Annotated in this window: 13 protein-coding genes; 4 read left to right on the forward strand and 9 right to left on the reverse strand. The window is 42.1% G+C overall.

The window, feature by feature from the left end:
* Positions 1 to 4: 4 nt before the first annotated feature.
* From IM797_RS25390 to IM797_RS25415, 6 genes are all read right to left on the reverse strand, one after another.
* Complete coding sequence (locus IM797_RS25390) at positions 5 to 1981, reverse strand: RagB/SusD family nutrient uptake outer membrane protein (protein ID WP_194130032.1); 1977 nt, start codon at positions 1979 to 1981, stop codon at positions 5 to 7.
* 49 nt (positions 1982 to 2030) lie between these two features.
* The gene (locus IM797_RS25395; RefSeq protein WP_194130033.1) at positions 2031 to 5096 is read right to left on the reverse strand and encodes a TonB-dependent receptor; all 3066 of its coding nucleotides are present in this window, start codon (positions 5094 to 5096) and stop codon (positions 2031 to 2033) included.
* A gap of 18 nt (positions 5097 to 5114) precedes the next feature.
* Positions 5115 to 6440: an IPT/TIG domain-containing protein gene (locus IM797_RS25400; protein ID WP_194130034.1), complete on the reverse strand. Its 1326-nt coding sequence runs from the start codon at positions 6438 to 6440 to the stop codon at positions 5115 to 5117.
* 348 nt (positions 6441 to 6788) lie between these two features.
* Positions 6789 to 7958, reverse strand: a complete 1170-nt coding sequence (locus IM797_RS25405) for an aldose epimerase family protein (RefSeq protein ID WP_194130035.1) — start codon at positions 7956 to 7958, stop codon at positions 6789 to 6791.
* Positions 7959 to 10421, reverse strand: coding sequence for a glutaminase family protein (locus IM797_RS25410; RefSeq protein ID WP_194130036.1), 2463 nt, complete (start codon positions 10419 to 10421; stop codon positions 7959 to 7961). It lies immediately after the preceding gene.
* A gap of 35 nt (positions 10422 to 10456) precedes the next feature.
* On the reverse strand, positions 10457 to 12292 hold the full coding sequence (locus IM797_RS25415; protein ID WP_194130037.1) for a glycoside hydrolase family 2 protein: 1836 nt from the start codon (positions 12290 to 12292) through the stop codon (positions 10457 to 10459).
* A 241-nt stretch (positions 12293 to 12533) separates the two neighbouring features.
* Between IM797_RS25415 and IM797_RS25420 the strand changes: the two genes are divergently transcribed.
* Complete coding sequence (locus IM797_RS25420; RefSeq protein WP_228099120.1) at positions 12534 to 13544, forward strand: FAD:protein FMN transferase; 1011 nt, start codon at positions 12534 to 12536, stop codon at positions 13542 to 13544.
* On the opposite strand, the gene IM797_RS25425 is transcribed toward IM797_RS25420, so the two are convergent.
* Together IM797_RS25425 and IM797_RS25430 are read right to left on the reverse strand one after the other, a co-directional pair.
* On the reverse strand, positions 13545 to 15740 hold the full coding sequence (locus IM797_RS25425) for a PepSY domain-containing protein (protein WP_194130038.1): 2196 nt from the start codon (positions 15738 to 15740) through the stop codon (positions 13545 to 13547). It abuts the gene before it with no gap.
* Positions 15741 to 15753: 13 nt separating this feature from the next.
* Positions 15754 to 16239 (reverse strand): DUF2271 domain-containing protein, encoded by a 486-nt coding sequence (locus IM797_RS25430; protein WP_370583125.1) that lies wholly within the window; start codon positions 16237 to 16239, stop codon positions 15754 to 15756.
* Positions 16240 to 16465: 226 nt separating this feature from the next.
* On the opposite strand from IM797_RS25430, the gene IM797_RS25435 reads away from it, so the two are divergent.
* The 3 genes from IM797_RS25435 (at position 16466) to IM797_RS25445 (ending at position 18580) form a co-directional block, all read left to right on the forward strand.
* On the forward strand, positions 16466 to 17032 hold the full coding sequence (locus IM797_RS25435; protein WP_194130039.1) for a methylated-DNA--[protein]-cysteine S-methyltransferase: 567 nt from the start codon (positions 16466 to 16468) through the stop codon (positions 17030 to 17032).
* 82 nt (positions 17033 to 17114) lie between these two features.
* A complete protein-coding gene (locus IM797_RS25440) occupies positions 17115 to 17933 on the forward strand; it encodes an alpha/beta fold hydrolase (protein WP_194130040.1) in 819 nt (272 codons plus the stop codon).
* Between the two features lie 98 nt (positions 17934 to 18031).
* Positions 18032 to 18580 (forward strand): 1-acyl-sn-glycerol-3-phosphate acyltransferase, encoded by a 549-nt coding sequence (locus IM797_RS25445; protein WP_228099122.1) that lies wholly within the window; start codon positions 18032 to 18034, stop codon positions 18578 to 18580.
* A 3-nt stretch (positions 18581 to 18583) separates the two neighbouring features.
* Here the strand turns inward: IM797_RS25445 and IM797_RS25450 are convergent, their stop codons facing one another.
* The gene (locus IM797_RS25450) at positions 18584 to 20335 is read right to left on the reverse strand and encodes a S8 family peptidase (RefSeq protein WP_194130042.1); all 1752 of its coding nucleotides are present in this window, start codon (positions 20333 to 20335) and stop codon (positions 18584 to 18586) included.
* Between the last annotated feature and the right edge of the window lie 126 nt (positions 20336 to 20461).

Raw genomic sequence — 20461 nt, forward strand, 5'->3', positions numbered from 1 at the left:
GCTTTTAATTAAAAGTAGTCCAACCTGGATTTTGAGTCAATTTTCTATTTCTTCTAAGTTCAGTATGTGAAATAGGCCATAAATACATTTTATCAACAAAAATGGTTGGCATAGATGGAACAGGCACAGGTGTATTGAATAAATCCCGCTGGCCTTCCGTCATGTTCATATTGCAGCCCACCACCGGTGTGGCCTCTTCTACCGGAGCGTCTTTCCAGCGTCTAAGGTCAAAATACCTTTGACCTTCAGCAAATAGTTCAACCTGACGCTCGCGCTTTAAGGCTTTCCTCAATAGCGCCACACTTGCATAAACATCGTCTCCATAGCCAGGAACACCCGACCTTACGCGTACTTCGGTAGTATATCTACTGATTTCTGTGACATCTCTGCTTACCGAAATGGTTTCATTTCCAGTGTAACTGGGGATGGTGTAGGAACCCGACAATTCATTCAATGCTTCTGCATAAACCAGTAAAATATCTGCATACCGCATCGCAGGCTCCACTTTGGGCACAATAAATCCGCCTTCCATATAGGAGTCAAGCGGGTTGTAATATTTCTTGATCCCCAATCCTGTTCTGATGTAAAAATCCGGCGAGGATGCCTGTTTCCCATTTTGATGATCCCGATAATAAAATACCTGGATGTGTCTGTCCTGCTCCCTGGTTGCACTGATGTTTTCCCATATACTGCCATTATAAGCTACAGAAGCGTAAAAACGTGGTTCTCTTTCGGCATACTGCAGCGATACTTTAGCTGGTAAAGGCAAGTGATCAACAGCATTTACCGTGTATCCTTGCCGGCGTGGAGAGGTCTGAACATCGCTCCCGTCATTCATGCCATAAGCATCGGCCTGCTTTTGAGTAATGCCATGCGTATTCCATCCTTTCATGGTATAAGGCATCTGGTGTTTAACCATCACGTCAATTCCTTCGCTACTTTGTTCCGTTACCCTTGAAAAAATCAGTTCGGGATTATCAGAATAAGAAATTGCCCCATTGAACAACTCCCTGTAGGATGCAAAAGGATCGATGCCTTTCCAGCCTAGTGGAAAGGAAAGATTCGAATATTTGGCATGGTAAGGAGGAACAATGGTTTTCGGCTGACCGGGACCCTGATCTGCTGCTTTGAAAGGAGCGGTATACAGGCGGTAAACGTTCAGATTAATCACATCTTTTGCTGCAGCTGCGGCCCGGGCCCATTTGGCATTGTCGTAGGACTGCGAAACCAGCTGTCTGCCCTGGTCGTCTACCAGACCTGCCAACTCGGGATTACCGTTAAATAGCGGACTTGCCGCAAAAAGGTACACCTTTGCTCTTGCAGCAAGTGCAGCACCCCTGGTTGCACGGGCTTTATCTCTATTGGTGGTATACAGAGGAAGATCTCTGGCCGCTATGGCAAATTCATTGGTGATGAATGCAACACATTCGTCATAGGAACTTCTTGCCCTGGCAATTTCTGTATAATCCTTAGTATAATCTTCTCCCTCATCTGGCATCAAAGGGATTGGCCCGTATTTCCTCAACAACAACCAATAATAATAAGCCCTGAGAAAACGGGCCTGAGCTTTGGTATCGGCAACCTCAACCTTACTCATTTGTTGGTTACGGTCAATATTGTGGATATATATTGAAGCGCTACGAATTCCCTGATAACACTCGCCCCAGGTGCCCTGTTCCGAATTCTCATCATATTCTCCATTTTTGAACATTTTGTAAGAATTACTCCGGTCACCATAGAACATATCATCAGAGATAAAATTGAAAGGCGTAAGCCCTTTACTGGCCACCTCTGCATTCGATCCCCGAAGATGGGAGTAAACATCGGCCAACCATTGATAAGAATAATCTTTACTGGTGAAAACCTTTTCCAGACTTAAACGGTCGTCTGTAAAATAATGTTCCATATCCAGGTATTTTTTACATGCACCCAGGGACAGCAGTAAACCGGATAACATCACGATATAAATGTATTTTTTCATGTCTATATTTTTGTTTGTGGTCGATATATGAATGGATTAACCATGATGTTTAAAAATTGACGGTTAGCCCTAATGTTATGGTTTTGGATATCGGGTAGCTCATCCCATTACCACTACCCAATTCAGGATCCCAGATTTTCAGGGTATCCCATACCATCAGGTTATAACCCATGACATATAGCCTTGCCTTATTGATGTGGATAGCTGAGGTCATACTTGTTGGCAGCGTGTAGCCCAGTTCCACATTTTTCAAACGCAGATAAGCGCCATCTCTAAGCCAGAAAGTAGATGCCCTGTAGTTATTGCCATTCCCCCCATAACTCAACCTTGGATATTTAGCATTGGGATTTTCTGTTGCCGGATTTCCGGAGATCTCTTGTGAAACCCATCTGTTTTTGGGATCTGCAATTTCCGTTAAAACATTGCCCCAGGTTCCGTTTATAAAAGGATACACACTTGCGCCATCTATAAAATAAGAAGAACTTCCGGCACCTTGTAAATGAACGTTGAGGTCAAGCCCTTTCCATGCCACAGAAAAACCAAACCCATAGATTAAACTCGGCACGCGCGACGCGCCGATTGGCACCACATCATCGTCGTTGATGAAACCATCGCCATTTACATCTTTGTATTTGATATCGCCCGGCATGTATTCTCCAAACGTTTGTTTAGGACTGTTCCTGATGTCTTCGTTGGATTTAAATAAACCTAAACCAATTAACCCCCTTGCCTGGTTGTAGCGATATCCTTCTGTCATCCGGTAGGACAAATTATTGGCTTCCTCATCAAATTCAAGCACCTTATTTTTAGAATAGGTAACCGTTCCACGCAAAGTAAAGTCAACTTCATTAAAACGCTTATTTACATTAAACTGTCCGTCGAAACCTCTTGATTCCATCTTTCCAACATTTGCCCAGGGATTACTGGCTACACCTATGATAGCCGATAAGTGATCCCTGCGTAAGAATATTTTTTCACGGGTATCTTTAAATACATCTAACCTGATCGAAAACAAATTCCGCATGACATTGAGATCGAAACCTAAATTGTGTTTTTTTGCAACTTCCCATGTCAATTGATCAGATGCAACCTGTGAAAACGACAGGCCGGGATAAAAATTAGGGCTGATGCTTTCACCAAAGTTATATCCTCCGTTTTGCTTAATATCACTCAGGTAAGGGAAACGTGTTGAACCAAAATTATCATTACCAACCTCACCATAAGAGTAACGAATTTTGAAAAGATCCAGCCATTTTGCATTTTTCTTCAAAAATGCCTCTTCAGAGACATTCCATCCAACAGAAACAGCAGGGAAAAATCCAAACTGATGGCCAACTTTGAAATTTTCTGAACCAGTATATCCAAAATTAAATTCAGCCATGTAACGATCTCTGTAGCCATACATCAATCGACCTGAAACCCCCATATTACGTCTGGCCACTCCTTTAATGATATCTCCGCCCACATTTGATGTTTCGCGCTGCTCCCGTTGGTTGTATTTGATCAAAGCACCGATATTGTGCCTGTCATTGAACAGTCTGTTGTAAATGAGATCTGTTTCAATCACATTGATCCGCTCACCCCAGGCATTGGATTCCTGGTACATCAATCTTTCAGGCGAAAGTCTTTTCATGATCAGGTTCCCATCTCTATCGCGTCTGCGTTCAACATTATATTGCTCCGGCCATTTCAGGCGGTTGATGTTGTTGTCATTATTGGTATCGTACGCAAACCTGCCAATAGTTTGTAAGCCTTTCGTTATAAAATCCAGTTTTTGCTCGACAGTAACATTGATTTCATTTTTATTTTTCCAATATTCCCGATAGCCGGTTTGAGTGGCCAAAACCCAGGGATTGGTTCGGTCACCAGTTCCAGCTGCAGGAACCAGACCATTGGAATACATCACTGGTGTTGCTACCGGGGACTGACCTACCAATGAATTCCAGATCCCACCTAAACCCGGGAAGTTTTGTCGCTCCAAAAAACCGGAAAGGCCTAATTTCAACACCGTAGTCTTGGTAATATCCATATCAATATTGGTCCTGTAGTTTGATCTCCCCATATTGGCATTGGTATTGTATTCCTTAAGTGAGCTATCCGATTTATACATTCCCTGCTCATTGATATGGCTTCCGGAAACATAATAGCGAACAGTAGAGCCACCACCATCCAGGTTGAGCGAGGCCCGATAGGTGTTGGCGCCATCCCTTAACATCACATCCTGCCAGTTTACATTGGGATATAAATCCGGGTCAAGCCCGTTTTTAAACAATTTCAATTCCGTATCTGAATACAGTGGCTCCTGGTTACGGGTAGTCTTCGCCTCATTTACCAAACCTGCATACGTTGGTCCATCCACAAATTCGGGTGTACGGGTGCGGGTAAGGTATCCATATTCTGATTTAGCGTTGATGTTTACTTTACCTGCGTGTCCTTTTCTGGTTGTGATCAGCACGACCCCATTGGCCCCTTTAGATCCATAGATGGCTGTTGCAGAAGCATCCTTCAAGATCGAAAATGTTTCGATATCCTCCACATTGATTTCATTAAATGCACGTTCAAATCCGTCCACTAAAACCAACGCAGACTGATTGGCACCAAAAGTAGAAATGCCACGAATCCAAAACTCGGATCTGTTGTTGCCCGGTTCACCAGAACCCTGCATGGCAATAACCCCGGCTACGTTTCCTGCCAGCGCATTGGTAATATTTCCAGTTGGCGTACGCAAATCCCTCACGTTCACCGTAGTAATGGCTCCTGTGACCGTAATTTTCTTTTGAATACCGGCTCCTGTTACCACCACATCATTCAATACACTGGCTTCACTTTCTTTGAGTGTTACAGAAATAGCTGTTTTACCAGCAACCTGTACTTCTTGTTTTTCAAACCCGATGAAAGAGAAAATCAGGGTGCTATAGGTTCCGGTCTTAATTTTATACCGGCCATTTTCAGTTGTGATGGTTCCCAAACCTGCACGGTCCTTGGCAACTACCGTTACCCCGGCCATGGGTTTATTGTTGATATCTTTTACAATTCCAGTTACTTCAATGTCCACCTGGGCGTATGTTCCCAATGCGCAAAACAGCAAGAGTAACGTGATATAATATATTTTCATATGTTAAGCGTGTTTAGATTATTCGGTTGAAATTGTACGTATGCGACGGTTAATCAGATCGGCAACATAAAATGTTGCTGTTGCCGGATCATAGACGATCCCCCTGGGTTGATCAAATTGCGCATCCCTAAGTGCACCATCGGAATAACCGGGACTTTTGGGTCTGCCTGCAAAAGTGCTGACCACCCCTTCCGGAGTAATTTTCCGGATGCAATGATTAAATACATCTGCCACATAAAAGTTATCATTTTCATCAAATGCACCCTGGTGCGGGGTGTCAAACCTGGCATCTATACCCACGCCATCATTGTAACCTGCCCGGCTTCTCCCGCCAACAAAATGTACTGGTGCCTCTAACCTCCTGGTTTGTCGGTTGTACCTTGATTTTAAAATATAATGCTGATTGATCACAACGATATAAGCAAAATCACCACTTGGCGCAAACTGAATGTTAAATTCCCATCGGTCGTCATCAATCCTATACATGTACTCTTCCGACCTGGTTGCTTTATTCCATTTGAACACTTCCCCACGCTCATAACTGTTGTAGAAATAATCGCCGTTCTGGGGCTGGGCTGCGCCTCCGTTGGTTTGTTTTTTATAGATAAAAGAGTTCCACTGTGTAAAGCCTGAACTTAGGGTAGTTACGGCTGTCGACAAGCCACGTTCATCTCCCTGGTCATTAGTTACATATAAGGTATCCCATGTTTGATTAAAGGAAAGTGTTCTTGGTCTGTCCAAGCCCCTGCCCGTTCTAAACAAGGTTCTCACTTCCTTTTTTCCCACATCGATGAAGCGCAGACCTCTATTTTGCTCCAGTAAATAGATATTCTTATGCTGGTCAAATGTCAGCCAGTAAGGTTCCTCAAATTGAGCCTTGTCAAACGGCCCATCTACAATTGCTGTCCGCCCATCTTTATCGGTAAAGCCCAAAAGGGTACTTACTGCTGGTTTAAAAATATACTTGAAATCGCTTTTCGACAAGACCTCCTTAGCCTCAGTACCCGCTCCTACCTGTACTTTTACTTTACCAACATCAGCACGGGAAGGAACCAACACATATAAAGTGGATCCACTCACACCAATAACAGGTGCACGTTTATTGTTGATGAACACTTTAATCATAGCGGTGTCTGTTCCAAAATTCGCACCTTCGATGATCAGCTGTGTACCTACACCGCCACTTTCCGGAGAAAAACTCGATAGCACTACCGGTTTACCCGGATCATAGGCTTGTGGGTCTGTTTTGCTGTCCTTCTTGCATCCCTGGAGCGAGAGAAACAGCATCAGCAAAAAAAGGCATATCTTGGTATGCACTTTAATAAGAGTAAAATCTTTATTCATATTGATTGATTAGTTTATAATTTGGTTTATTAGATGACAACCTTGTACGAGCATCTGGTGACCTGAGCATACAGATGGGTACAGGGATGGCAGCAGCAATTAAACAATTCATAGAACCGACGAATTTTTCGAACGGATTCATTAAATGAATAATCTGCTAGCTTGAGTTTCCGAAATAAAAGTTACTGTTCATGGATTTGGTTAAAATATTTGGTTATTTTTTGAATTCAACTTTTTTTGTCACTAAAAACTTCAATAAACTAGATGAATATTGATGGTTACTTCTTCATAGGTATTCTTTTCTGCTGCGTTGTTGTTTCGATTACATGCTTTGAAACCTGCAGCTTTCTATTTGGCTACTGAAAATTTATAAATGGATACCGAACGATAAACTGCTCCGGGTTTAAGTATTGTTGTTGGAAAGGATGGTTGATTGGGACTATCTGGAAAATGCTGGGTCTCCAGGGCAAATGCAGTTCTAAAATCGTCCTGATGCTGGCCTTTCATCCTATTTTTACCCTGCATAAAATTCCCGCTGTAAAACTGCAGACCGGGTTGATCTGTATAAACATGCATTTCAATTCCAGTTTGGTCCCCGGTAACGACGGCAACAGCCTGATCCGTTTTGTGCGGATTCAGGACGAAATTATGGTCATAACCTTTCCCATATTTCAACTGTACATTGGCTGTATTAATGGCTTTACCTATGGTTTTAGCTTGTGTAAAATCAAAAGGTGTACCCTTTACCTCCTCAATTTTACCAGTTGGTATCAACGTAGAATCAACAGGAGTATATTGGTCGGCATCGATTTTAACCAGGTGGTTCAGGATACTTCCACTCTGAGCACCATTGAGATTGAAAAAAGCATGGTTGGTCAGGTTTACCACCGTATTTTTATCGGTCACTGCTTCATAGCTGATTTTAAGTGCATTTTCATTGGTTAGGGCATAAGTAACTTTAACCTGTAGATTGCCTGGAAAACCTTCTTCCATATCTTTTGAAAGGTAAGTCAGTTCCAAGGTCTGCCCATCAGTTTGCTTGGCATCCCATACCACATCCTGATAACCTTTTTTTCCGCCATGCAAAGTATTTGGTCCGTTATTGGTAAACAAGGCATATGATTTGCCGTCCAAATGGAACAATCCTTTTGCAATCCGATTGCCATAACGGCCAATGGTAGCACCAAAATAAGGCTCCGTTGATTTCTGATAGCCTTCAATAGCTGCAAAACCTGCAACCACATCTACCGGATTACCGGCTTTGTCCGGCACAAATAATCCAACCAAACGGCCCCCAAAGTTGGTGATCATTGCTTTTAAACCGCTGCTATTTTTCAGCGTAAACAAATGCACAGCTTTACCAGCTATATTTTTTTCAAAAGCTTTTGCTGAAATGCTTACGGTATCAGCATGTACTTGCACTTTTACCTCTTTCTGCGTCGTTGAGTTACAGGAAGCTGCCAAAAGCAGGCTTCCTGTAAACAAAGGTGTAATTATCTTTTTTAAATGCCCTTCCATTTATCTGTTATTTAGGATGTAGTCCAATAATTTAATGGCATAACCGCCCACAACGCTACGTGCCTGGAATCCGGCTTGTTTGCCATTGGTTGTTTCATGCCAGTCGCTTAAGGGAACGCGGTCAGTCGTTTCTATAGCAAACTGATAAACCGGATCTACCAGTTTATTGAAATCAGATCGGTTATCTGCAAGGGTTGCAGTCCAGATGATCCAGTCAGATTTGGTGTACGTTCGGCGACTGTCCAATGGCAAACCAAACTTCTGCTGCTTGTTGAGGTAGAAACTGATTTCCTTCTGATAAACCGCTTTCGGGAAAATATCCAGATTCAATATTTTATCCCAAACGAGGTTGTATTTCTGGCTCCAGGTGTCTTTATGATCAAATGTTAGTGCAAAATGATCTCCTGCATCAGCCATCTGAATCCATTTTTGAGCCATCTCCCTGGCCATATTCTTATATTTTACAGCAATATCCTGTTTGCCCAATTTTTCTGCCAGCATTGCATAGCTACCCAATGCCACAATAGCTTTAACAGATAAATTGGTATTGCGGGCAAGATGACCTGCAAAATCGTCTGTACACAATTGGTTGGCCGGATCAAAACCTGATTTACTGAGATAATCAGCCCAGATGCTTAAAGTTTCCCAATGTTTTTTTGCATAATCTGCATGGCCTTCAACTCTGGCAATTGCCGCTGTAAGAATAATCATGTTTCCAGACTCTTCTACAGGCATATCTTCACCATAAGTCTGTCCGTTTGCTATTGGATAAGTTCCCAGATCATGCGCTGCAAAGGGCTTGGTCCATTTTCCACTTTCACTATAGTGAAAAATCCCGTTCAACATCCCTTTTAAAAGTTCGGGATTGTAAACCAGGAATAAAGGAGCTGAAGGATAAGTCACATCCACAGTATTGATAGAGCCGTTACTGAAGTTTTCTTTAGACATGAAGAGGAGTTCGCCCTCTGGACTTTTCACCAGTTTGTGGGCAGAAATGGCTTGCCTGTAAGCGAGAACACAAAGCCTGGCATATTTTTCACCGCCAGCTTCCACTGCCTTTTTGTACATGGCATCGTCAAAATCATCACTTTTTCTAATCAACTGGGTGTAGCTATTCGCTGCCTTCAGCAGTTCGCTTTCAAATGATTTGGATCCATCTGCGTTCCAGAAGGCTTTTAAGTTTTTTCCAAAATATTGAATCGATTCCAGATCGTCATAGCCCAGCATTACAAATTGCTGTTTTGCGCTGGCACCAACCTGACCAAAAGAAAGGACCGTACTTAGCGACAATTTGGTTCCAACAGCACTTTGATGCTTAGCCATCTGATCGGACTTGACAAAATCAGCAACTGCAGTTTTTGAAGAAACCACATACTGAACAGCCTTAACCGATGACGGAACAGCCACATACATATATCCCCAATCAATGCGGATATCGTCACCTTTCTTTTTCAGAACAGGTTGATCTACAGTCCCTGCCCGAATTACAGATAATCCGGCTGCCTTTACAGGCTCCACCTTGATCCGCTGTGCTGTAGCATTCAATGCAATGTTTGTAGCGGCATTAAAAAGCACTTCTACCTGATGCAATTTCTTATCATTTGACTTTACGGCGTAAGAGATATAGGAAACTGGTCTGGAAACCAGATTCAAATCATCCATGAGCAATGGAGAACTGAAAGTTAAAGCCAGATCTACTCCCCCCGCGGTAAAATCATACTTGGTTTGCGTAGCTGTAATCTTTACACTTTTTTGCTGTGCCAGCGCTATTCCTGTTGTCGCCGCTGCGCTGGAAATTAATCCAGCATCCAGCCAGGCCCCGCCGGCAGTGTTTTTAATGTGAACAGCCAATACATTTTCGCCTTTTTTAAGACTTTTCAACCCAGTTTCATTAATGGGAATATAGGAAAAATGATTACTCGTCCAGCCAATCTTGCTATAAATCAGGTTACCATTTAAAAAAACCTCCACATTATCGTCGTGACTGAGTTTTAAGGTCAGGTCTTTCAATACCGGATTGCTCAGTTCAAACGTTCTTCTTACCCAGAGTTCTTTGCTGGTCCAGGCAGTTGTTGCACCGGCATCAACATCCCCAAAAGGAGCAGCAGCAGATTTCCATCCGGTAGCATTAAATTCAAGGCTCTTCCAATTGGCTGCTGGCGCAGATTCAGTATAGCTAAACTTATAATCAGCATCGTCTGATGTTGGGAGTACCTCGATGTAAGGCTTTTCTGTTGCACCTAAAAAGTTATAGGCAACACCATCTACTTTGATGATGCCGGTTAATGCCTGGGCCGCGCCTGTCCAGTGTTTGGTTACGGATTGGTTCAACTGGTCGGTGGCAGACCAGATGCTGAAATAAGGATCGTGCGTGATCAGCGGATATGATGGTGCAATGCGTTCCTGAGCGGAGGCACTGACCAGCATGGCCGACAAGCCGACGGCAAAAAGTAATTGTTTCATGATATATAACAGGTTTATTTGTGTGTCTTTTTAAATCAAGGGGCCGAAATCAGATATAGTTTGTCGTTAATGCTTTTAATTTTCAGCGCAGGCACCTTGAGTATTCTGTCATAGGTCATCAGACCATTGGTTTCTTGCTCCACATCCGTTGTCTGGGTGTATACAGCAGCAGATAAACCACTTTTAATTAGGCCTTCCATCGTATGGATAAATGAGGCATATTTATCAAATAAAGCGTCGGCAGTTTTGAAAGACTGGTAACCCCAATTGTCTTTATCCTTCCAGGTATGTCCTGTAACCGGCAATCCCAAACCACCGTATTCACCCAAAACAAGGGCGTGGCTGGCGCCAAACAGATCTGGCCTTGGCATTTTGGGATCCGGATAATGATGTAAGTCGACCAAGTCTCCGGTAATCACATGATTGCCCCCGCTTGCACTATTGACCAGTCGGGAAGGGTCTTTTTTCTTTGTCCATTCCGCTATTTCCTTCGTTTTAAACTGGCCCCAGGCCTCATTGAAAGGTGTCCACACGACAATAGAAGGAAAGTTATAAAGATCCTCCATAATTTTATTCCATTCTTTACGGTAAATGGCTTCCGATTCCGGACTGCGGTTTTTATCGGTACCGCCCATAATGCCCAGATTAGGTTCCCAATGATTTCCAAGATCGCCGCTTGGCATATCCTGCCATACCAGCATCCCCAGTTTATCACATGCATAATACCATCTTGCGGGTTCTACTTTAATGTGTTTTCGAATCATGTTAAAACCCATTTCTTTGGTTTTTAGGATGTCAAAAATTAAAGCTTCCTCCGTCGGGGCTGTATATAGGCCGTCCGGCCACCATCCCTGGTCCAATGGCCCGTACTGAAATACAAATTCATTATTTAGCAACATACGTTGTATGCCATTCTCATCTGCAGCCATTGATGATTTACGCATCGCAAAATAGCTTCCCACTTCGTCAATGACTTTTCCGCCACGAATCAATGCGATTTTAAGATCGTATAAAAAAGGCGTTTTGGTCGACCATAATTTTGGGTTCGTTATCTTAAGTATACCTTCCGCATCAATACCTGTTTCTTTTTCCAAAACAATATTTTCACCATCTAAGACTATGATTTTGAGCTTATCTCCAGCCTGCGCAGCTGCTACATTTGCAGATATGGCAACCGTCCGGGCATCAATATCCGGGGTATGCCTGGTAGAAACAATATGAGTTTTAGGAACGCTTTCCAGCCAGACCGTTTGCCAGATCCCTGTAACAGGTGTATACCAAATCCCTTGGGGCTTATTTAACTGCTTACCCCTGGGCTGAGGGCCATCATCTGTAGGATCCCAGACACGGACCTTGATTTCCTGAGCCGGACCCTTTTTCAATAGGTTTGTGATGTTAAAAGTGAAAGGATCAAAACCGCCTTCGTGTTTACCGGCACTTTTTCCATTTACAAAAATTTCCGCCTGCCAGTCTACTGCACCAAAATGTAAGAGTACATCCTGATGACGCATAGTAACAGGAACCGTAATTGTATTTTTGTACCACAAAACCTGATCCTTTCCTACTTGCTTTCCAACACCAGAGAGCGCCGACTCTACGGCAAAAGGGACAAGAATATTACCTTGATAAACAACTGGCTCATTTTGAGTTTTTGGAACAATGGCATAGCTCCATAATCCGTTAAGATTTTTCCAGTTTTGAGTTCGTACCAATTGAGGTCGGGGATAATCCGGCAATGTAGCTTTAGGATCAACTTTTTCTGCCCATGGCGTCACGATCTTATCTCTGATTAGCGCCCATTTTTGCTGCTGTGCATTTAAAGAGCCATAACCTAACATAAGAAACAGTATGCCGGAGAGAATTTTGTTCATAACGTTTAATTTGGTTAATACTGCCAAACAAAAAAGAACCGATTGTTTTAACAGAAATCAAATATTGGATTTTTAGGTTAAGATCGCTCTACAATTTTGTATCATAATTTCCTCAATCTGTCTCTATTTAACTGAGTTGAGACAGCTGGAACAGCGCATGAAGAAATCTGATGATTGCTTAAACAAAAGGAAACATCAGGTCCGGAATTCTATGTATTTTTGTCCATTAAAACCCATTTGTTTGAAAGCGATTTTACCTGTTTTAGCCCTTTTTTTAACCATTTCAGGTAGCGCCCAGACACTACGTAAACGAACAACCTTACTGATGGGAAGCCGTTTTGACATCAGCATATCAGCCAGGGACAGCCTGACGGCGGAGCAGTGTATTGATACTGTAATTGCAGAAATCAGCAGGATTGAAAACCTGATCTCTGATTGGAAGTCAGATTCCCAAATCTCAGAAGTGAATGAAAATGCGGGAATACGACCGGTAAAGGTGGATAAAGAAGTATTTGAACTGACCAAACGCGCACTGCATTTATCGAAAATCAGCCATGGCGCATTTGACGTCAGTTTTGCCGCAATGGACAGGATCTGGAAGTTTGATGGCTCTATGACCGAAATGCCCGGTCCAGAACAAATTAAAAGATCAGTAGAAAAAATCGGATACAAGCACATCATTCTTGATAGCCTGAACGGCACAATTTATCTGGAAAGAAAAGGCATGAAAATTGGCTTTGGTGCACTCGGTGAGGGATACGCTGCAGATCAATGCAGGGCAGTGATGATCAAAAAGGGCATTCCAGCTGGCATTGTAAATGGCTCCGGCGATATGAGTACCTGGGGAAAACAACCTGACGGGAAAAACTGGTCTGTCGCAATCACCAATCCTTTTCATAAGGACAAATTTTTCGCACTGGTTCCACTGCCCGTCAATTCGGCTATAGTGACCTCGGGCAGCTATGAAAAATTCGTTATTTTCAATGGTACCAGGTATTCACACATCATTAATCCCGTTACAGGATATCCGGCAACAGGTTTATGTAGTGTAACTGTTATTGGTCCAAGTGCCGAAATGGCTAACGGATTTAGCACCACCATAATGGTGCTCGGCCAGGAAGCCGGATTAAAACTCCTTAAAAACTTTCCTGAATTTAGATGCATCCTGTTCACAGATACCGGAAAATTCATCTCCTCAGATAACCTAAGCAAAAAAACAATAAAATCCTGGCAAGCGAACCGTCCCAAGTAATCAATAACAATCCATTAATATTTGCCCGCTGGATTGATAATGGCTAATACCCCTATTTTCATTTTGCTGACACAACTCATCCAGCAGGGAAATTACATTGTTCTGCATAGCCAGCGCTCCACAGATCATGATGACACCACCTCCCTGAAGCGTACTGTAAATAAAATCAGCATCTCTGGCAAGCAAATCCTTTACATATTGCCGCTCACCCTCACGGGAATAAGCAACAGATATCCGACTAAGCTTCTTAGCTTCCGTATTTTCCAGAATCTGCGCTTCATATAATTCAAAAGACTTCTTCGACCTGAAACCACAGTATAAATGGCATGCTCTGCCTTTTGTATTTTGATCCAGCATGCCTAAAAATGGTGCGATACCCGTACCGTTCGAAATCATGATCACAGTCTTTCCTTGCTTGGGGAAATGAAAATGTCTATTGGATACAATACCTGCTTGCAGCGTTTCCCCCACGCCCATATGATGTAAGTACTCAGATCCTAAACCACCAGGGTGCAACTTAACGCTCAATTGTATCCCACCATTCACCTTACCTATAGAATACAATCGTTCGCGATGATCATTGGCCGGATAAATGGCCAGCAAATCACCCGAAGTAAATCCACGATTGCTTTTGCTGCTTAACCGGATTAAAAATGCCGCCTCATCCTGAACAGATTTTGTTTTCTCCACTACCGTAAATGTTTTCATCCGAATAGGGCGCTGATCAATGACATTGGGTAATAGTGTAAGTTGTAGATCATGCTTTTGCGACCAGGTATTGGCCCAGTTGCTAAATTCCACGGGCGACTTGTCATTAACCGTATGAATTTCCAGTAAAGGGCTTGCCCATGGTTGCTGCGACAAGAGATTGTTTAGCTCATGGGCAAACTTACAGAAGTCGGGATAAGCATGGGAACCAAAGCCGACTACAGAAAAATCTATGGCATTGGGTTGTTCAATTTCAGTGATCAATTGCTTAACCTTTGTCGCATTTGCAGGTGCCTCGCCCAAACCGTATGTAGCGGTAAACACCAAAAAATGTTTAGCCTTAGAAAAAGCCTGATAGTTATTCAGTTCAGTCAGATAAGCCGTTTTTCCGTTTTTAATCAATTGCTGATATATCGAACTTGCAAAACTGAAAGTTGCCCCGTTCTCTGAACCCACCAACAGGATAAACTCACATGCGTCGGCATTCCATTTATTTTTAACCCGGCTGGCACGCCGCCTTAGGGTCATTACAAACCCCGAATAAATAAAGAAAAGGATATTTCCAGCTGCGACAGCCAATACCAGGGCCCAGATTACATGGGTACGCCCTGTATGCAGATCAAGACTTAAGTTATTCCACAACGTTGCCCGATCATAAGTTTTTTCAGTAAGCACATCTCCTGTAAGCTGATTTATAGTCATTTCCCTATCAGATAATTTCAGCAGAAAATAATCCTCAACATCTTCAGAAAAAGGAAAATCGATGGATTGTACTGCTGATAAAGATATTTGATTGAATACCTTAAAGTCTGCTAGCTTAAGCACGGGTTTTGACCTAAGTTTATCAAAATCTATCTGATGAACCAGCTTTTTTTCCTTAATCCAGTCAAATCTTTTTAGCGACAAGAAAGTCCCGGTAATTGCGATAATTAAAATTGGCACCAATAACAAGCGTCCCAATACCACATGATAGTACTGTGCAAAATTATCCCTCGCGATTTTCGCAAAAAAGCGCTTGAAGCTCCGTTGACGCTGAACAATCAGAATGGTGCCTGAAATTGCGATCAGCAAAAGTAAGGAAGAAGTCAGTCCCACAAAAAAACGTCCCGTTTCATGTAAAAACAATGAACGGTGCAAAGTGGTCACCCATTGAAAAAATGCATTCTTTTCAGCAACTCGAGCCAATGGCTTTCCAGTTTCCGGATTGACATAATATTGCCCGGATTTACCATCTTTACCTGTGCCGTTAACTAGAACAAATTGATTGGCATCTACACTCAGTTCACTGATGTCGGTAAAATTATCTTTTAACACCGGAAGTACCTGTGCCAAATTAAGCTGGTCGATATTCCCCGTATTATAGGGTTGGATTTTTTCTGTTACCGGTTGAAAAGATAAAATGATACCAGTAACTGAAGCAAGGGCAATAAAAAGAAAGGAAGACACTGCCAACGCCAAGTGGCTATATCTCCAGACTGAAATGGTCATGAAATGAATTTATTTAATTTGGACTAAACCGAACATAACGAATATAACCTTTACCTTCAGTCTTAGCAGATAAACCTTCCGTAGTTAAAGGAATTTCCAAATCTTTCACATTATAAATTTTATCCTCTACAGAAGTTTCAAAGCGCAGGGTATATCCCTTGTTAATCTTTGCATCTTCAATTTCGAGCACAGTCACACTGCGGTCGCCACCACTAACAGACGCTCCGGTAATCGCGCTAATATTGGTTGGTTTCTTACTATAAAACTTATGCCATTCCTTCAAGTTCTTGTACCACTTCTTATCTGAGCCCATCACATATAAAGTTTTTTCATAAGCACCTTTACTGTCGACTAAAGAAACTACAATATAAGCACCCTCTCCCATGTAATTAGACATCTGTACCATGCATTTATATTTTGAGGTCTGAGCGGAAGAAGAAAACGGTTTCGAAATTAGCAGGGCTAAAACCAAGCAGATTTTATAAAAATTATTCATCATATTATTAATTCTTTGTCCAGCCAATCGACAAGAGATATTTTTGTTTTATGTGTATTTTCTACCGGATAGCACCGGAAGAACATGGCGCTAAATTAACAAGAATCAGTCTAAATAAATCACGTATCTCAAAAATTATTATTCAAAACCCTGGTTTCCGAATCCACTCCGCAAGAACCGGGTGGTTTTATCTCCAGACATTCCTTAATTTTGAAGTAAATTCATCCCGATGAGCACAGAAAAAGCCATACAACCAGTCGAAAAAAGTATCATATTCACCATAGAAATTTCAACACCATTGGGCCCTATGATCGCCGGGGCCACAACAGAAGGAATATGCATTCTTGAATTTGGCAACCGAATCCGACTGGAACAGGAAATTAAAACCTTGAAAAGTCTGCTCCAGGCAGAAATGGTTCCTGGAAGAAATGAACATTTAGATCAATTGGAGCATGAACTCAATCAATACTTTGAAGGTAAACTGAAAATATTTCAGGTTAAACTGCATACCCCGGGAAATGAATTTGCGCAAACCGTGTGGAAAAGCTTACAGGAAATTCCTTACGGCACAACCTGTTCCTATAAAGAGCAGGCCTTACGCATGAAAAATCCTAAGGCCATCCGTGCCATCGCTTCAACAAATGGCAGGAACAGGCTTGCGATCATCATCCCCTGCCATCGCGTAATTGGCAGCAATGGTAGCATGACAGGCTATGCGGCCGGGGTTGATAAAAAGAAGTGGCTTTTACAATTTGAACGTGATCATTCCGAAAAAGCCGCAAACCTACTTTTCTAAAAAGCCAAATTAAGGCAACCAATAGTGTCCTTATGGTTTTGCTTTATTTGTACTAACTTTGTGCAGACAACTATTCCCTATAATGACACACCATTACTTTGAGCACGATTTAGTAAAACTCAGCTATTATAAGTTTGGAGATGGGCCCCAGCCTATGTTGTGTTTTCATGGTTATGGTATGCATGGGCGACAATTCCTGCCTCTGGAACCTGTCATGGGGCATCGTTATACGTTTTACAGCTTCGATCTCTTCTTTCATGAACAAACTTTATTGAAAGAAAATCATATCGAAAGGGTCAAAAAAGGAATTACCTCCGATGAGCTCTGTCAAATTATCTTCGCTTTTCTGGAAAAAGAGCAGTTAAGCAGATTTTCGGTAATCGGGTACTCAATGGGCTCTCACTACGCTGCTGCAATTGCATCGCAAATGGCCCCGCAAATCGACGAATGGATAGTCATTGCTCCAATGTTCCTTAAGCCCCCGGTAATTCTGGAATTTCTTACCCGGAACAGATTTGGAAACCAACTTTTCAGCTGGCTGCTGCTCAAAAAAAGTGTAGCGGAAAGTATACTGAAATTTGCTCAACGTATGCGTTTATTTGATCAGACGATACACGATGTATTGCACAAAGAAATTGCCACTCCGGAACTTCGTTTCATGATGTTCGCCAGTTTAACTTACATCAGGAATCTCCGGTTCAGTCAAAAAGAGCTTGCCAAAATACTGAATAGCGCCGGTGTAAAAAATTACTTTATATTTGGAACAAGAGACAAACTTTTCCCACCATCCATTGCAAGAACAATAATGGACAGCCTTAGTAAAACAGAATACATCAGTCTGGATGAAAACCACGATATGGTAAACCATAACCTCGCAGAATCCCTTTATTCGAAATTATGATCCTAAAAAGAAAACCATTTCCGACTCCCATTGTCAAGCTAATTTGTAAGATCACCATTTGGTTCCACAAAAGACGATTTAACAAAATGGTGCTCTTCATGGCAGATTTAAAGCCCAACCATTCGTATTTATTGATGAGTAATCATTTCAGCTTCCTGGATGGCGTTTTTGCGACTTATATATGGATCTATGGCCTGGATAAAGCCACCCCCATAAAAGGATTCTACGCGATGTCTTTGAAACAGCAATTACTTAAAAATAAATGGTTGATGTGGCTTGGAAGTTTTTCGATTGAACCCGACTCCAGAAGTATGGTCGAAAGCCTCAACTATGCTGCAGAACTGCTCAGCACTCCTGGAAATGCCTTTTTGTTTTATCCCCAGGGTGAGCTCGAGTCGCAACACGTACGAAACATCCTGTTAAAAAAAGGATTCACAAAAATACTATCCAAAGTAGCATGCGATTGTCAGCTATTGTGGACCTCCAACATCATAGAATACTTTGAAAGCACCAAACCGACCATCAACATGCACATGCTCGATTGTGGAACCAATAAAGACTTTAACTTCGAAGACGTGCAGCAGAAGATCGACAAACATCATCAGGAATCCATACAAAAACACATCAGGTTTACCAAAGAAGCCTGATCGCTATTTTTGTGAATATAAGGCGGCTAGTTTTAACGCCTCATAAGCATTGACAATACCACCGCTTACACAAAGCTCGTTGAAAGCAGCTCTTGTACTCTCACCGCGCTCATTGGTATACCGTACCTTCTGCAGAACGGGTGTCACAGATTTCATGATGATCTCTCTCACCTCGTTTGGTTTCAATTGAGGATAATAACTCAATATCAACGCAGAAAGTCCGGACACCACCGGAGCAGCCATACTCGTACCGTCAAACTCTTCATACTTTGAGTCTGGCACAGTCGATTTGATCATAAAGCCAGGTGCAAACACATCTACAGTATGCTTTCCATAATTAGAAAACGAGGCTTTTAAACTCGCGTCATTCTTATAAGCACTGGCTCCTACTTCGATCCAGTTGCCGGCATGAGGCAATTTAAACTTCAGCGTATCTGTTACAACCTTTGGAATCACCGGACTCATTCCCCTTCCCATGCCCATTTGATTCAAACTGGGTTTAAAAGGAACTGGTTTCACCGCATTCTTTTTACGGTCCTTACGGTAAGCTATCGCTTCAGGACCTTCATAAAATTTATTCGGATAGTTCTCCGTCTCATCGTTATTCTGGTTATCATTCCCGGCTGCATGAACCAATAATACCCCTTTTTTCTCAGCGTATTTTACGGCCTCATCTACAGTTTCTTTATCCCATTTAAACCCTTTACCGAAACTCATGTTGATGACACGTGCGCCATTATCAACTGCATACCGGATCCCGTTCGCTACGTCTTTATCCCGCTCATCACCTTCCGGAACCACCCGGATTGCCATAATCTGTACATTACCGGCCACTCCCATGATTCCAATATGATTATCCCTGTTCGCAGCAATTATACCAGAAACATGCGTGCCGTGATCTGCATTAGGACCAGTGACATCCTTATTCCCATATATCCGTTCACCAGAATTGGTATAATCATCACCAACCAGCGTAGCACGCTCGTCATACTTAGGGTTTAAGTTATACCTTAACATCACATCATATTGCTTATAGGCGTCTTTCATTTCCTTATGGAACTTCTCCATACTGCCACTTTCTCTTGATCCCTTCCTGATAATCTTTAGATATTGCTCCTCATCCTCATTGTCTGCTTTATATCTTTCCATATCCTCCAAAGAAGGGATGGTCTTATGGTTGATCTGTGCTACTGAGTCCAGTAATTTATTGATCATCGCCACAATAGCAAATGTTTGGTGTGCCTCATCATATTTTTTTCCAAATTCAGCATTTGCCCTGGTATAAAGTGCAAATTCTTCCTTTTCTGTGCTGTCTAAAACAGTAGATCGAATTGTAGATCTGTATTTAGGCTGATACTTTCTTAAAATTCGCACCAATTCCAAATTGTCATAGGCAAGGTTTCCATTTTTAGAGCCAATAAAATTCCAGCCATGTACATCATCAATATAGCCATTGCCGTCATCGTCTATCCCATTGCCTGGAATTTCTTTCTTATTCGTCCAGATCACGTCTTTCAGATCCTCATGATTGGTGTCTACCCCACCGTCTATTACAGCTACAATAATTTTTTCTTTAGGTTTCTTGTTCTGTAACAACTCTTTATAGGCCTTTTCGGTACTGATTCCAAAATATCCATCCTGTACCAAATCTAAATTGAACCAATTTGCAGGAAGTTTAATGTCCTTACTTTGCGCGAAAGCACCTGTACACCAAAAAACGTAACCAACAAAAAGCAATATCCCTTTAAATCTCATCCTAAAAATTTTATACAATGTCTAAATACAATTATACGGTTTTATTGCCTTCAGGGATGAAGTTTTAGCATATTTTAACATAAACCGAAATTGTTATGGAAATGGAGCGATAAAGCTGAAAACTGC

Source organism: Pedobacter sp. MC2016-24, from assembly GCF_015223055.1.
Lineage (GTDB): Bacteria > Bacteroidota > Bacteroidia > Sphingobacteriales > Sphingobacteriaceae > Pedobacter.